Genomic DNA, 14,366 nt, shown 5'->3' with positions numbered 1-14,366 from the left:
AGGATTGCGATGCGCCCGCACTGGTTCCCGCTGTCGATCGTGGCCCTCCTCGGCCTCACTCTCCCGCAGCTCGCCCCCGCCGCCGATACACCGGCCCGGCCGAACGTGCTCTTCATCGCCGTCGATGACCTCAAACCGAGGATCGGCTGCTACGGCGACCCCCTCGCCAAAACACCCAACATCGACCGCCTCGCCGCCCGCGGCATGGTCTTCACCCGGGCCTACTGCATGCAGGCAGTCTGCAGCCCCAGCCGCAACGCCATCCTGACCGGCCTCCGCCCGCAGACGCTCCGCATCTACGACCTCGGCACCAACTTCCGCAAGAGCGTCCCCGACGTCGTCACCCTGCCGCAGCACTTCAAGAACCACGGCTACAAAACGGAGGCGATGGGAAAACTGTTCCATGTCGGCCACGGGAACCACGAGGACCCCGCGTCCTGGAGCGTCCCGCACTGGCAGGCCAAGTCGATCGGCTACGCGCTTCCTGAGAACAAGGCGGAAGTGACCCGCGAAGAAGCCCTGTTCGAAAACAAGAACCTCCGTCCCGAACAGCTCCCCCGCGGCGCAGCAGTCGAGGCCGCCGACGTTCCCGACGACGCGTACGGCGACGGCAAGCTGGCGAACGAAGCGGTCACGCGTCTGAAGGTGGCGGCCAAGACCCCCGATCAGCCGTTCTTCATCGCGGTCGGCTTCCTCAAGCCGCATCTCCCGTTCTGCGCTCCGCAGAAGTACTGGGACCTGCACGATCCGGCGAAGCTGTCGCAGCCGACGCGGCTGACGCCTCCAGAGGGAGCGCCGGCGTTCGCTCCGCAATCCGGCGGCGAGCTGCGGAACTACGCCAACATGCCGAAGACCGGCCCGATCGACGAAGCGACGACGCGGCGGCTGATCCACGGCTACTACGCCGCCGCGAGCTACATGGATGCCCAGCTCGGCAAGGTGCTGGATGCCCTCGACGAGACGGGTCTCGCAAAGAACACGATCATCGTCTTCTGGGGGGACCACGGCTGGCACCTCGGCGATCACGGGATCTGGTGCAAACACACGAACTATGAGCAGGCAACGCGGGCTCCGCTGATCGTCGTCGCCCCCCAGCACAAGGAGGGGGTCCGCTCCAGCACCAAGGCGATCGCCGAGTTCGTCGACGTCTATCCGACCCTGTGCGATCTGACCGGGCTCGAGAAGCCCGCGCATCTTCAGGGAGATAGCCTCGTTCCGCTCCTGGGCGGTACGACCACGACCCCGGCCCACGAGGTCGCGTTCCAGGTCTATCCCCGTTCGGACAAAGACCACGGCCCGATGCTCGGTCAGGCGGTCCGGACCGACCGCTGGCGGTACGTCGAGTGGCAGAAGCGGGAGGGGGGCGCGATCGTGGCCCGCGAGCTGTACGACATGGAGTCCGATCCGGACGAGACGGTGAACATCGCCGACAAGCCCGAACAGGCGGACGTCGTGGCCCGGCACTCGAAGCTCATCGCCGACCAGCTCGCGATGCCGCACCCGGCGGGGCTCAAGGTCCTGCCAATGGGCGCAGGGGCCACCCCCGCCAAGCCCAAGCAGGACCGTGCCGCGATGTTCCGCGGCCGGGACAAGAACGGCGACGGCAAGCTGACGCGGGAGGAGTTCCTCGCCAACCAGCCCGACCCGGACCAGGCCCCGGCCCGGTTTCCCAGGTTCGACACGAACGGCGACGGAGTGCTGTCCGAAGAGGAGTTCGTGAAAGCGGGCAAGCCATAGTTTCCGGGCACGAACAGGGGACGATCACTGCTGAACCTCGGATGTTGCCGAATGCGGCCCGGAATCCGCTCACGCTGTGGACAGGATCGGCGTAGATGACCCGAAGGGTTGTCTCGTCCTCCTCACGGCTGCATCGATGTCTGAAACCGGCTCCGGTTGGCGCTTGTCCCTCCTTGAGGTCGGCGTCGCAGTCCTCGTTCTGGTGCTGCTGGCAGCCTATTTGCTTCCGGCCATCGAGGAGTCGCGCGCGTCGGCCCGTCGCAGTCAGTCCAGGAATAACCTGAAGCAGGTCGGAGTCGCCTTCCATAACTACCACGAGGCATTCAACTGCTTCCCGCCGGGCGGAACATTCGCGGCGGATGGAACGCCCCACCACAGCTGGACTCTTTTCATCCAGCCCTACATGGCCGCCAGCCCGTTTTACAATCTCATTGACAAGAACCATCCCTGGGACGACCCCGTCAATCGCGACCGGTTTCGCACCGGCCACTCTGATCTGGACGATCCCAGCCTGCGGCCGTCCCGAACTGCCGCGGGATTCCCGGCGGTCCATTACGCTCCCAACCAGCGACTGTTCCATCGCAACAGCTCATCACGGCTGAAGGACATTCCTCATCCGGGTCAGACCTTGATGGTGAGCGACGCCTACGGAGACTTGCCTGCCTTCGGCGATCCGATCAACTGGCGGGACGCGACCCTTCCCTTTCGAACCTCATCGAGAGGATTTGGCCACAACGCCCCGGAGCGGCGAGACGGAACCCATGTTCTGTTCGCGGATGGCTCGGTCGATTTCCTGGCCAACACGGCCGACGCAGAGCGCCATCGTAAACTGGCAGGGGCAGGAGTTCCTGAGCCTGCGCTCGACCTGACCGCACAACGTGAGGTTCCGTACCACATTCCCGCGTCACCTGGTTGGACCTATTTCTATCAGGTCCGCGGGCACCAGCGGTCTTTGGCTCAGTTCTCATTGTCGCCAGACCGGACACGGCTGATCGTCGACCTCGGCAATCTCAAAGCGGACGAGTCGGTCTGGAGACAGGAGATTGGTGAGTGGCGAAAGTCGTTTCAGGAGATGGTCGAGGGGGCTCCGGTCGAGGCCGTCGAGATCAGCGGTGACATCGACGCGAGCGAACTGGAACCGTTCATCGCTCTGCCGAGCATCCGGACGCTGGACCTTCGCCGGGCTCGTGTCCGCGGCGACGCGACGGACGTTCTCTTGCGCAGGACCGATCTCGCGATCCTTCGCTCGGTGGACGAGTAGACCCGACGAGGGAGTCTCGCCTTTGCGGCTCGGAGAGCCGCACCACTATATTCCCGGCGCTCTTTTCCTCTTTGCGCCCGCGTCTGGAAATCTCCGCCTCATGAGCGTCTACCTCGGCATCGATATCGGGACCTCCGGCACCAAGACCCTCGCCATCCGGCAGGACGGAACGATCCTCGCCTCGACGACCGTCGAATACCCGCTCGACACCCCCCAGCCCGGCTGGTCGGAACAGAACCCCGAACACTGGTGGCAGGCGACCGTCCAGAGCATCCGCGAGGTCCTGGCCGCGGGGAAGATCGCGCCGGCCGACGTGAAGGGGATCGGCCTCAGCGGACAGATGCACGGCAGTGTGTTCCTCGACCGGGACAAGAAGGTCATCCGCCCCGCCCTCCTCTGGAACGACCAGCGGACGACCGCCGAGTGCGCGGAGATTGAGTCCCGCGCCGGGGGCCGCGAGGCGCTCATCGGGATGGTCGCCAACCCCGCCCTGACCGGGTTCACCGCGCCGAAGATCCTGTGGCTCCGCAATCACGAGCCCCGGAACTTCGAGCGGCTGACGCAGGTTCTCCTTCCCAAAGACTACGTCCGGTTCCGGCTCACCGGCGAGTTCGCCACGGAAGTCAGCGATGCCTCGGGGACGCTGCTCCTCGATGTGCGGAAGCGCAACTGGTCGACGGCGCTCCTCGAGAAGCTGTCGCTCGACGCGGCGCTGCTGCCGAAGGTCTATGAGTCGGAAGAGGTCAGCGGCAAGCTGACGAAGGATGTCGCCGCGCAGCTCGGACTTCCCGAAGGAGTTCCGGTTGTTGGCGGCGGCGGGGATCAGGCGGCGGGCGCGGTCGGGAACGGGATCGTACGCCGCGGGGCGATCTCGGCCACGATGGGGACGAGCGGCGTCGTCTTTGCCCACAGCGACGAGGTTCAGGTCGACCCGGCCGGCCGAGTGCATACGTTCTGCCACGCGGTTCGCGGCAAGTGGCATGTCATGGGAGTGGTTCTCTCGGCCGGCGGCAGCCTGCAGTGGTACCGCAACCAGCTGGGCCAGATGGAGTCGTCCGTCGCCAAGTCGATCGGGCAGGACGCTTACGAGGTTCTCTCGGCCCAGGCGGGGCAGGCTCCGGCTGGGAGCGAGGGGCTCTACTTCCTGCCGTACCTCAGCGGCGAGCGGACGCCGCATGCCGATCCGCACGCCCGCGGGGCGTGGATCGGTCTCAGCCTCCGGCACGGCCGCGGACATCTGGTCCGCTCCGTCATGGAGGGGGCGACTTACGCCATGCGGGACTGCCTGGAGATCATCAAGGGGATGCAGATTCCGGTGAACGAGATCCGCCTCTCCGGCGGCGGAGCGCGGGGCAAGTTCTGGCGGCAGCTTCAGGCCGACATCTACGGCCAGAAGGTCTGCACGATCAACGCCAGCGAAGGCCCGGCCTTCGGCGTCGCCCTGCTGGCCGCGACCGGAACCGGGGCCTACAAGTCGGTCGAAGAAGCGTGCGATGCGACGATCAAGGTCGTCGACAGCGTCGATGCGAACTCGACCGCCGTCGCGGCCTACAACGCCGCTTATCCGCTCTATGGCCGGCTCTATCGGTCGCTGAAGGGGGACTTTGCCGACATCGCCAGGCTCGTCGGCAGCGGCAAGTGAGGGATGAGCCGCCGCGCCGGAGACGGCGCGGCTCCGGCGTCAGATCCCCATGTCGACGAGGCGGTCGATGAAGCCCGAGAGGGCCCCGGTCAGCGTGGGGTGGCGGGCTTCGAATTCCGAGATCGCGTCGCGGAGCTGGTCGCCGAGCGAGGAGGGCTCGCGAGGCTCGGTGGCCTCGATCTTCTTCTCGTGCTGCAGCGAGATCTGCTCCAGGTCCGTCACGAACGCCCGCAGCGCGGAGAGCGAGGCTTCGTCCAGGTCCGGCTGCGCCGCGAGTTCGGCACGGAGCCGGTCCAGCGTCTGCCGCAGTTCCTGTTGATCCATCACAACGTCCTCGTCTGAGTGCCAGCTTCGATCACGGCTCCATCGTACTCGGCGGGCCAACCGACGGGTACCGCGTCCTGATGCTCGAAGCTGACAGGTGCATTCGGTGGATGGCGGTCGGTCAACGAAGAACGAGACGCCTTGTTCCGCTCGCTCAAACGGCGTCCTTGCCGGTGCGGCTATGCCACGTCAAACCCAATGTGCCACGGCAGCCTGGGGTCAAGGGGGCCACGCCCCCTTGCCGCCGGAGGCGCTTCTATGAGGAACCGTGGTACACGACGGATGTCCCCTGTGTGATACCGGCGTTGAGAACTCCCTAAAAATACACCGCTGGCTTTGCAATCCCCGCGGGTTGGTGAGGGGGCATACGGCACGGTGTCCGCGCTTGGACACGTGCTCCTTTCGATGGTGTCCGACGAGACAGCCTCCGGCGGGCAAGAGGGCGTTGCCCCCTTGCATCCCCCACCAGGGTGCCCCTGGACCCGATTCGGCCCGTATTGGGCGACCACCCATCGTCGAATGCACCCGAAGCCGACCGGAACACGGATATCCGGAGCTACGGCGCCTTCGCGGCCAGCTCGATGCGGCGGCCGTTGCTCAGCGCGAGAGTGACGGGAGAGGTGCCGCTGCCGATCCGCCGGTGGAACTCGGCCGGGGTGGTTACCGCCTCGCCGTCGACGTGGGTGATGAACTGCCCCGCCTGGAGTCCCGCCCGGGCCGCTTCCCCCTGCGGTTCGACCTCCGAGATCACGACCGCCGCCACCGACTGCGTGAACCACGCTCCCGGCTGGTCCCCCGGCATGAAGCGGCGGCGGCCCGTGGGGTAGTCGACGCTCAGGCCGCGCCAGGGGGGATACCGCCGCGCCGTGGCGATGATCTGTGAGTCGTCGTAGACGGGCCACTTTCCCAGCCGGAGCCGCACGGTCGAGACTTCCTCGGTCACCGGCCGCAGCAGGGTGAGCGTGGCGATCGTGTCCGGGCCCAGTAGGCCGACTTCCCGCATCAGGTCCGCGCTGCTGAAGACCGGGCGGTCGTTGACCCGCAGGATGCAGTCGCCGGGGTGGATGTTGGCCGCCTGGGCGGGGGAGTTCCGGGCGATCCAGCGGACCATGGCGGCGGAGGGCTGGGGGGCCTGGCCGCGGACGTTCGCCAGGTCGACGAAGCGGGCGTCGTGCGGCGCGACTCCCAGGAAGCCGTATTCCACCTCGTAGCCGTCGAGGAGCGACTCGATGATCCGCCGCATCCCGGCGTCCATCGGGATCGCGAAGCCGACCGACTTCTCGTAGCCCTCGAGGGCCGCCAGCGACGTCGTGAGTCCGATCAGTTTGCCGTCGAGATCGACGAGGGCTCCTCCGCTTGTCCCCAGGCTGAGCCGGGTGTCGACGTGGAGGAGGGTGCCGTACTCGTGGATCGTGGCGTTCTCGTCCTTGTTGAACGCTTCCGTGGTTCGTGGCGCGGGACGGCGGGAGATGTTGCTGATGATCCCGAGGCTGGCGCTCGCGCTGCCGTCGCGGGCGATGGCGTAGGGGTTGCCGAGCGCGATGACCATCTGGCCCTTCTTGGCCTCCTGCTCCGCGAGCGCGAGCGGGGGGGCTTCGTCGGGTTTGACCTCGGTCCCGTCGAAGTCGAGGCGGAGCATGGCGAGGTCGCTGCGGGGATCGGCGGCGATGACGCGGGCTTCCAGGACTCGCTGCGACGCGAGCCGGACGAAGAACCGCGTGCGTTCGTCGACCTTGGCTTCGCCGCGGCGGGTTCCGACGACGACGTGGCGATTGGTGAGGACGAAGCGGGCTGATTTGTCCTTTTCCCGCGCCAGGATGACGCCGGAGCCGAAGTCGGCCGGGATGTAGGCGGGGCTGGTGGGATCGTTGTCGCGGCGTGGTCCGAAGGGGTCGAGCTGGTCGGAGTTCCGTTCTCCGCCGGCGTCCGCTTTGGTGGAGACGCGGGCGATGCTGACGACTGAGCGTTCGGTCCGGGCGATGACGTCGACGAGTTCTTTCTCGAAGAGTTTGAGAGGTGACGGGTCGTCTGCCCGTGCGGGGGCGAGGAGGCCGAGGAGGAGGATTGCGCTGAGGAGCGAGCGGGCTCCGCGCGGCAGGCCTGAGGATGCGATGCGACCGGCGCGGTCTGGTTTCATGGGACTTTTCCTGTGGCCTCGATTCCAGACCTCACTCTATCAGGAAGCCACCGGAGCATCCGCTCCGGACCTGGCTCGAACCGCGTCCTTGCCGGCACGGCTATGTCACTTCAAACCCAACGTGCCACGGCAGCCTGGGGTCAAGGGGGCCACGCCCCCTTGCCGCCGGAGGCATTTTCGTCGCGGAACCGTGGGACACAACGGATGTCCGCTTTGTGGTGCCAGTGCTGAGGACTTACACCAACCACACAGCTCGCTTTGCAATCCCCGCTGGCTGGTGAGGGGACATCCGGCACGCTGTCCGCGTTTGGACACGCTCTCCTTCAGACATCTCTCGACGGCCAGGCCTCCGGCGGGCAAGGGGGTGTGACCCCCTTGCATCCCCCACCAGGGGTACCCCCTGGACCCGGTTGACGGCGCGCCGCTCGTCATCGGATGACGTCTTTCGGGACCTGACCGTCCAGATAACGCCAGTTCTTGATGAACGAAATCAAATCGGCCATCCGCTCCGGCGGAATCGACTTCTCCAACCCCACCGGCATCAACGACACACCGTTCGAACGGATCTCGTCGATGTCAGAACGAAGAATCGAAACCGTCTTGTTCTCCGGCTGCTTCAGAGTCACCGACGACGCCGTCTCGGCCGAGAGGATCCCCGTATAGATCTGCCCCGACTGGTCAATGACCGTGTAACTGAAGTAGTTGTTGTCGATCGCCTTGTTGGGATCGAGGATGTCGGTCAACAACTGCACCGGCGTCTTCACCCGGGAATCGGCAATGTCCGGAGCCACGTTGACGCCCAGATCACCGATCTTGTGGCAGGTAACACAGTTCTTGGCAAACACCTCCCGCCCCACAAGCGGGTCCCCCTTCATCTTGAGGACCGGTTGATACTCCGCCAGCACCTGCGATCGGTCCGCCGGCGCGGCCGCTTGAACCAGCTTCGCAATCCGCTCCTTGAGCGCCGGAGCCTTCTGCCGCTGCAGGACCGTGAGCCGGCCGCTGTCGAGTTCACGAAGCGAGACGGTTCCCGCTTCCATCGCCGTGACGAGCGCGGTGACCCGCGGCTCGGACGTCAGGAGCTGGCCGAGAATCACGGACCGCAGTGCAGGCGAGCGACGGCCATAGTCGGTCAGGAGCAGTTCAGGCACCTTGGCGTCGTCACTCGCCCCGAGGGCTTCAATCGCCGCAGCGACGAGACTGTTCTCGGACGCGACGAGCAGCGGACTGACGGCCGGGGCGATCATCTCCGGCGGGGCGAAGCCCACGAGCTTCAGCGCGTCGATCCGGCGGGCCAGCGGCGCTGCGTCAGACTGAGCGACCGTGCCCGCCGCCTCGAACAGGCTCCGAATGACCTTCGCGCTCTCAGGCGACAGTTCGCCGAGAAGCGGCGCGATCCGTTCGCCGCGAGTCTTGAGACCGCGGGCGACTCCCTCGAGCGCGACCGGAGGCCGCTCAGATTTGTCCTGGCGCGCGGCGGACGAGGCGACCTGCTGTACGAGCGCCTTGAGCGCTTCCCGATCCGCCTGCGTCGCCGCCAGCGAGAAGAGCTCGCGGATCTGCCGTTTCTCGTCAGCTGATACGTCTGCGCCGCTTTCGGAGGCGTGCTTCCAGTAGCGAAGGGCCAGCTTCGCACCGTCCTTCGGGACCGAGGTGGCAATGGCGGTCGTCAGCCAGGCGTCGTCCGGAACGGCGGCCAGCGCCGCGGCCATCCAGTCGAGGGAGGCGTCATCGATCGGGTAGGCCCCGAGAGCGAGCGCGACGCTCATCCGCGTGGCGCCGTCCAAGTCGGCCGGAGGGGTCGCGATCAGCAGAGAGTGGATCTCCGGGTCATCGGCAAAAGACTTCGCGGCAATCCTGGCCGCGTAGGCCTGGACTGCGGGCTTGTTCAGCCGGAACACCGAACGCAGGTCGCTCTTCTGCAGCGATCCCGAAGCGGCCAGGAGCGCGAGGGCGGGGAGCCGTGCGGGGATGACATCGTCGACGAGGGCGATCAGCCGCAGCGAGGCGGGGTCGATCGACTGGCTCTTCTCCACGATCTGCCGATGCGCGGTCTCCCGCTGCCAGGCGCTGGGATGATTGAGGACCGGCTCGCGGCTGCCCGGCTTGCGGGCCTTCACGACCCGTGTGTCGACGACGCGGTAGATCCGGCCGCGGTCGTTCCCCAGCGTCAGGTCAGGCCGGGTCTTGAGTTCCTCGGGCATGTACTCCGGATGCTCGATGACCGCCCGGTACATGTCGCACACATACAGGGCGCCGTCCGGCCCCGAGAACGTGTAGACGGGGCGGAACCATTCGTCCCGCGAGGCCAGGAACTCCCGCTGTTCGGTCGACTCGATCGCCCGGAACGTCGCTCCGCAGGGCTCGAGGATGTCGCGGTGGACAACGTTGGCGGTCGGCTCGCAGGTGAACGAGTTGCCGTAGTAGGCGGCCGGGAGAGCGTCGCCGCGGAAGATCGACAGGCCGCAGGCCGCGGTGAACTGGCCGGCGTGCTGCGTCGAAGTGGTCCAGGGCCGGCTGATGGCGTAGATGTGAGACTTCTCGGCGGGAGCGGAGACCTCTTCCATGACCGACGTCACGACGAGATTGGGATTCCGCTTGATGTCCCGGTCTTCCAGGACGATGTGCCGGCAGGGGTTCCGGTTGCTGCAGACGAAGCGGTTGCCGTAGTCGTCGAAGGCGAGACCGAACTGGCCGAGCCCCGAAACCGCTTCCCCTTCACCGGTGTAGGGATCGAAGCAGAAATCCATACCGCTGATCGAGATCGGTGCGGACTCCTTGCCCCACTTCTCCTTGTTGGCCGCGATCGAGCCCCCTCGCAGGCCGTTGGCGACGTAAATCCTGCCGTCGAGCCCCAGTGTCGGGTGGTTGCAGCGGAGCTGCGGGTTCCCTTTCACGAAGCCGGTGAACCAGGCCTCCTTCCGGTCCGCAATGCCGTCGCCGTCTTCGTCCTTGAGGTAGTGGATGCCGGCATCCATCGTGACGATCACCCCCCCCTGCCAGTGCAGGAGGCCATTGGCGAACAGAAGCTTGTCCGCAAAGGTCCGGGCGTTGCCGAACCGACCCGGCTGGTCTTTGAGCGGTGACAGGACGCGGATCCGCGAGAGAGGCGGTCCCCCTTCGGGCGGGCCGTTCGGGTAGTCGGTCATTTCGACGACCCAGAGCTGGCCATGTTCATCGAAGGCGGCGGCCACCGGGTCGACGACATCGGGCTCCGCGGCGACGAGTTCGACCGTCAGGCCGGGGTCGACTTCCAGGTACTGGAGCGAGGCTTCCGGTTCGATCGGCCCTTTCACCGGTTCGGCCGCCCGGAGGGACTGGCGTCCCGAAGCGAAGGCGCAGAGGGAGAAGACGAGACACCAGCGCAGCAGCATTCCACAGACTCCAACAAGCTGTTTCCCGCGAGGCGAGCCCGATTGTAGAGCACGGACGGAGAGGAGGCACCTTTGCGGCGGCGAAGCGACGGTCTCCGGACTCCCGGCCGTTCTGGAGTACACTCACTGGCTGCGGATGCCATCCCCGGCCAATCCAGGAGCGAGCCTTGCCTGCCAGCAGCGAAGGACAGTCGACCGTTCGCGGATCCTGGTCCCTGTGGCTCCACGCCGCCGTGGCCATCGCGATGGTGGCGGCGCTGCGGCTGGAGGACCGGTTGTGGTGGTGCGCCTGCGCACGGTGGAACCTGTGGTCGAGCGACGTGTGGGGCGCCCACAACTCGCAGCACTTTGTGGATCCTTACGCCTTCACGCACCTCCTGCACGGAGTCGGGTTCTGGTGGATCCTCCGGCTCGTCGCCGCGCGGTGGTCGGTCTGGCGCCAGTCCCTGGCCACCGCGGTGCTGGAAGCGCTCTGGGAAGTGTGGGAGAACTCCCCGTTCATCATCGAGCGATATCGGCAGGAGACCGCGGCGCAAGGCTACCTGGGGGACACAGTCCTGAATTCGATCGGCGACCTGCTCTCCTGCCTCGCCGGTTTCTGGATCGCGCAGCGGATCGGCTGGCGGTGGTCAATCGCGCTCTTCGCGGTGACCGAGATCGTCCTGGCTCTCTGGATCCGCGATGGATTGATCCTGAACATCCTGATGCTGATCTGGCCGATCGAAGCGATCAAGGCGTGGCAGATGCCGGCGTCGTGAGATGCGGCCACATTTGCGATGAGATGTAGACGTCTCTCGTCCTTAGGAAGCCCGCGCGAGCCCGTGGCAGGAACTCGCATCGATCAGAAGGTCGCGCCGGGCCGGAGCGGTGGGAGCGGATCGGGCTCGGCGGCGGAGAAGTCCACTCCGGCGTAGATCTCGGACAGAGGGAGCACGATCCCCAGGTTGTCGACTGACACTTGGGCCTCCATTCCGGAATAACCCATGAGGAGCCAGGCGCCGTCAGCTTCGCGACGGAAGAAGTGGTCGACGGACGCGTGTCCCTGCGACACGATCAGGTAGTCGGTCAGCGAACGAATCCCTCGATACTGCTCAAACTTTCGCCCGCGGTCGTAACGCTCCGTCGACGGCGAGAGGACTTCGACGAGCAGCCGCGGGTTTGTCAGCGTATCGGACTGCTCATCAACGAACGTCGGCGGACCGCAGTGCACGGTGACATCGGGATAGGTATAGAGGCCTCCGGGAGTCGCCACTCGAAGGTCACTCCCGACGGCTTGGCAAGGCGTCCCCTTCAAGCAAGAGCGGATCTCAGCGGCGACGTTGTTGGAGACCAGGGCGTGCACATAACTTCCCCCCGCCATCGCGAAGACTTCGCCGTCGAAGAACTGGTGCTTCGTCTCCGAAGCCCGCTCGAAGGCGAGATACTCGGCGGCTGACATTCGCTTGTGGGCCAGATTCGTCATCGCCTTGCGCCACGGGGCAGAACTGGAAATCTCCAGGACCATGATAGCCCGTGATGGAGAGACCGCGACACCCCGAACAAGCCGAAGAGGCCCGGGACACCTGAACAGAATCACAACAGAACGAGAGCCAGAACGGCCCTTTCCGATCTGTGTTTATCGGCGTTCATCTGTGGCTCCCCTCTTCTGATCGAGAAGAGGGAAAACTCGTGCGGAGACGCGGAGGCCGCAGAGAAGAGATGCCCGCCAGAGGACCTACCGGGACAGCTGGACGCCGACGCGAGCTCCGACCGGCAGCTCGGGCCAGGGGAGGCCGGCGGGTTCGACGTAGGCGATGATCACCGGATCGCTCATCGAGCCGTCCGCCCGAGGCGAGGCCTGGGGAGCGATGCTGTAGATCCGGCCCTCGCAGGCGACGTTGCCCGGGAACGTCAGGCGGACGTTCCGCTGGATCGTGAAGTCGGCGATCGAAGTCGAAGGGACTTCCACCTTGAGGAACCGCTTCGCGCTGTCGAGGAGCTCGACGATCGGCATCCCGGGCTCGACCCGGTCCCCTTCGCTGACGCGATAGACGCCGACGCGGCCGATTGCCGGGGAGACGATCGTGAGCTGCTCGCGGCGGGCGGTGAGGCGGGTGAGCGTCTCCTTGGCGCGGGCCAGGTTCGCTTCCGAGGCGTCGACGCCGACCTTGCGGCGGATCCGCGCAGGGAGGTCGTTCGTCACTTTCTGGAGCTGCTGGATCTGGCGGTCGCAGATCTCGACCTGGGCGGCCGAGACGTCGGCGGCGTTCGAGGCGGTCTCCAGCCGGAGGGCGGTGTTGATCCGCTCCATCTCGGGCATGCGGGGCTCGAGGATGATCGACCGGTAGAACGGATCGTTGTCGTCCCAGAGGGCCGTCTCGTTCGTCGCGAGGACGTCCGCCAGCATGTTCTTGCGGAGCTCGTGGTTGAACTTCTCCTTGAGGAAGTCCGCCGACTTGAGCCGGGCGTCGCAGATCTGGGCGTGGAGTTCCTTCTCCCGCCAGTCGAACTCGACCTCAGCCTGGGCGACCGCCTGCTTGAGGGTCTCTTCCAGGCTGGCGACGATCTCGGTCTGGTCTTCGATCTTCTCTTCGAGGATCGGGTCGGAGAGTTCGACGATCGGCTTGCGGAGAGTGACTTCCATCCCCTCAGCAGCGAGCCGTCGCGTCACGAGTCCCGAGCGGGTAGCGCAGATCTGGGTGCTGCGGACTTCCAGGTAGCCGGCGAACTGCCGGTCCCCCCGCCCTTCCATCCACCACGTGAGTCCGCCTCCGGCCACGAGGGCCGCCGCGCACGCCAAGCCGATCCACACCCGCGAGGTGGTCGGTGTCGTCGATGCCGGACAGGACGATGAGGACATAGGCGATCCGGAGGGATTCGTTGGAGCACCACGCGGGGAGAGGCGGTTCACTCGCATTACGAAAAGCCTCTGTTCTGATCGGCGCGGAAACTCCCGGGAAATTGCAGGGAACCGAAGGACTTACGACTCCGTAAAGAGAATCGCAATCGCATCCCGTGCAGTTGGCGCAGTCGTTAACCCCTGCGAGTCGTGCGTCCTCCTTCGGACCGGCCAATAGCGCCAGTCGGATTTCTCAGAGAGGTCAGAGTCCGCCCCGACTCCGCAACCGGACCTTTCGACATTTCCTCAAGTCCCCGCCGGACGCCTGACCTAGTCTTCGACAGACCTGTTTCGTGATCGCCTCACCGGCGTCGCCATTCGGCAACATCGGGGTGCGCGAGGCATCGAGGCTTTCTGCCGGAAGTTTCTAAGCGGTCAGAGGATATGACGCCGCGCCTGTTGCCGTAATGCAACGCGGCGCGGGGTTTGCCTTTTTGAATCGTTCACTGGCGGAATCGACGTAAACGCGGAGTTGTTGACGAGATGGCCGAACGTAAACACACCCATGGGCTGCGGGTCTCGACTGCGGGCGAATGGCAGATCATCGACATCGGGGACATGGAGATCTGGGACGGGGCCGACCTGTCTCTGCTCCGGGACTCGCTGGTTGTCCTGATCAAACGGGAGAAACACCCGGCCATCGGGATCGACATGCGGACCGTCAAGTACGTCCCGAGCGGCTTCTTCGGGATGCTCTACGACTGGTACGAAGCGGGGGTCGGAATCCGGCTCGTCGGCCCGCAGGAACGGGTCATGAAGATGCTGTGGTTCAAGCAGTTCTTCCGCTTTGTCGAAGACGACATTTACGAACTCGACGATCGCAATGTCGCGATCCCGGTCGCGTCCGAGGAGGAAGAAGAAGAGCAGATGGAGTGGCGGCTTCTCGACTGCTCGACGCTCCGGACATCGCTGTAAACAGACGGGAGGACCGGCGGAACCGCCCCCTCCCACGATCGATATTCACCCGCAGACCGTTCCCGCCGGGACCGGTCTGTTTTTCTTTTCCGGCCCGC

At 65.8% G+C, this 14,366-nt stretch carries 10 protein-coding genes; 5 read left to right on the top strand and 5 right to left on the bottom strand.

Going from position 1 to position 14,366, the window contains the following annotated elements; translation table 11 throughout:
* Positions 1-9 precede the first annotated feature (9 nt).
* The 3 genes from VT03_RS16205 (at position 10) to xylB (ending at position 4,640) form a co-directional block, all read left to right on the top strand.
* Positions 10-1,737 (top strand): sulfatase-like hydrolase/transferase, encoded by a 1,728-nt coding sequence (locus VT03_RS16205; protein WP_075093939.1) that lies wholly within the window; start codon positions 10-12, stop codon positions 1,735-1,737.
* Between the two features lie 163 nt (positions 1,738-1,900).
* Positions 1,901-2,998 (top strand): DUF1559 domain-containing protein, encoded by a 1,098-nt coding sequence (locus tag VT03_RS16200; protein WP_075093938.1) that lies wholly within the window; start codon positions 1,901-1,903, stop codon positions 2,996-2,998.
* A 100-nt stretch (positions 2,999-3,098) separates the two neighbouring features.
* Complete coding sequence (gene xylB / locus VT03_RS16195) at positions 3,099-4,640, top strand: xylulokinase (RefSeq protein WP_075093937.1); 1,542 nt, start codon at positions 3,099-3,101, stop codon at positions 4,638-4,640.
* Between the two features lie 39 nt (positions 4,641-4,679).
* Here xylB and VT03_RS16190 read toward each other — a convergent pair whose 3' ends face one another.
* The 3 genes from VT03_RS16190 to VT03_RS16180 all read right to left on the bottom strand — a co-directional run bounded on the left by VT03_RS16190 (position 4,680) and on the right by VT03_RS16180 (position 10,475).
* Positions 4,680-4,964, bottom strand: a complete 285-nt coding sequence (locus tag VT03_RS16190; RefSeq protein ID WP_075093936.1) for a DUF4404 family protein — start codon at positions 4,962-4,964, stop codon at positions 4,680-4,682.
* A 556-nt stretch (positions 4,965-5,520) separates the two neighbouring features.
* Entirely contained in the window at positions 5,521-7,101 is a 1,581-nt protein-coding gene (locus VT03_RS16185; RefSeq protein ID WP_075093935.1) for a trypsin-like peptidase domain-containing protein, read from the bottom strand.
* A gap of 428 nt (positions 7,102-7,529) precedes the next feature.
* The gene (locus VT03_RS16180) at positions 7,530-10,475 is read right to left on the bottom strand and encodes a PVC-type heme-binding CxxCH protein (protein ID WP_075093934.1); all 2,946 of its coding nucleotides are present in this window, start codon (positions 10,473-10,475) and stop codon (positions 7,530-7,532) included.
* A 167-nt stretch (positions 10,476-10,642) separates the two neighbouring features.
* Here VT03_RS16180 and VT03_RS16175 point away from each other — a divergent pair, with 167 nt between their 5' ends.
* On the top strand, positions 10,643-11,233 hold the full coding sequence (locus tag VT03_RS16175) for a DUF2585 family protein (protein ID WP_156514545.1): 591 nt from the start codon (positions 10,643-10,645) through the stop codon (positions 11,231-11,233).
* A gap of 83 nt (positions 11,234-11,316) precedes the next feature.
* Here VT03_RS16175 and VT03_RS16170 read toward each other — a convergent pair whose 3' ends face one another.
* Positions 11,317-11,937 carry a Uma2 family endonuclease gene (locus VT03_RS16170; RefSeq protein ID WP_075093933.1) on the bottom strand — a complete coding sequence of 207 codons (621 nt, stop codon included), beginning with the start codon at positions 11,935-11,937 and terminating at the stop codon, positions 11,317-11,319.
* 252 nt (positions 11,938-12,189) lie between these two features.
* A complete protein-coding gene (locus tag VT03_RS16165; protein ID WP_075093932.1) occupies positions 12,190-13,314 on the bottom strand; it encodes an HlyD family secretion protein in 1,125 nt (374 codons plus the stop codon).
* Positions 13,315-13,836: 522 nt separating this feature from the next.
* Here VT03_RS16165 and VT03_RS16160 point away from each other — a divergent pair.
* Positions 13,837-14,268, top strand: coding sequence for a hypothetical protein (locus tag VT03_RS16160; RefSeq protein ID WP_075093931.1), 432 nt, complete (start codon positions 13,837-13,839; stop codon positions 14,266-14,268).
* Positions 14,269-14,366 lie beyond the last annotated feature (98 nt).

Origin of the sequence: Planctomyces sp. SH-PL14 (assembly GCF_001610835.1) — a bacterium.
Classification (GTDB): domain Bacteria; phylum Planctomycetota; class Planctomycetia; order Planctomycetales; family Planctomycetaceae; genus Planctomyces_A.
Note: the sequence above shows the minus strand (reverse complement) of the source record. Positions and strands in the feature narration are given on the sequence as shown.

Coding starts and splice junctions, on each gene's coding strand:
- VT03_RS16205 (WP_075093939.1), top strand. CDS start 10: ATGCGCCCGCACTGGTTCCCGCTGTCGATCGTGGCCCTCCTCGGCCTC.
- xylB (WP_075093937.1), top strand. CDS start 3,099: ATGAGCGTCTACCTCGGCATCGATATCGGGACCTCCGGCACCAAGACC.
- VT03_RS16190 (WP_075093936.1), bottom strand. CDS start 4,964: ATGGATCAACAGGAACTGCGGCAGACGCTGGACCGGCTCCGTGCCGAA.
- VT03_RS16185 (WP_075093935.1), bottom strand. CDS start 7,101: ATGAAACCAGACCGCGCCGGTCGCATCGCATCCTCAGGCCTGCCGCGC.
- VT03_RS16180 (WP_075093934.1), bottom strand. CDS start 10,475: ATGCTGCTGCGCTGGTGTCTCGTCTTCTCCCTCTGCGCCTTCGCTTCG.
- VT03_RS16170 (WP_075093933.1), bottom strand. CDS start 11,937: ATGACGAATCTGGCCCACAAGCGAATGTCAGCCGCCGAGTATCTCGCC.
- VT03_RS16165 (WP_075093932.1), bottom strand. CDS start 13,314: ATGTCCTCATCGTCCTGTCCGGCATCGACGACACCGACCACCTCGCGG.
- VT03_RS16160 (WP_075093931.1), top strand. CDS start 13,837: ATGGCCGAACGTAAACACACCCATGGGCTGCGGGTCTCGACTGCGGGC.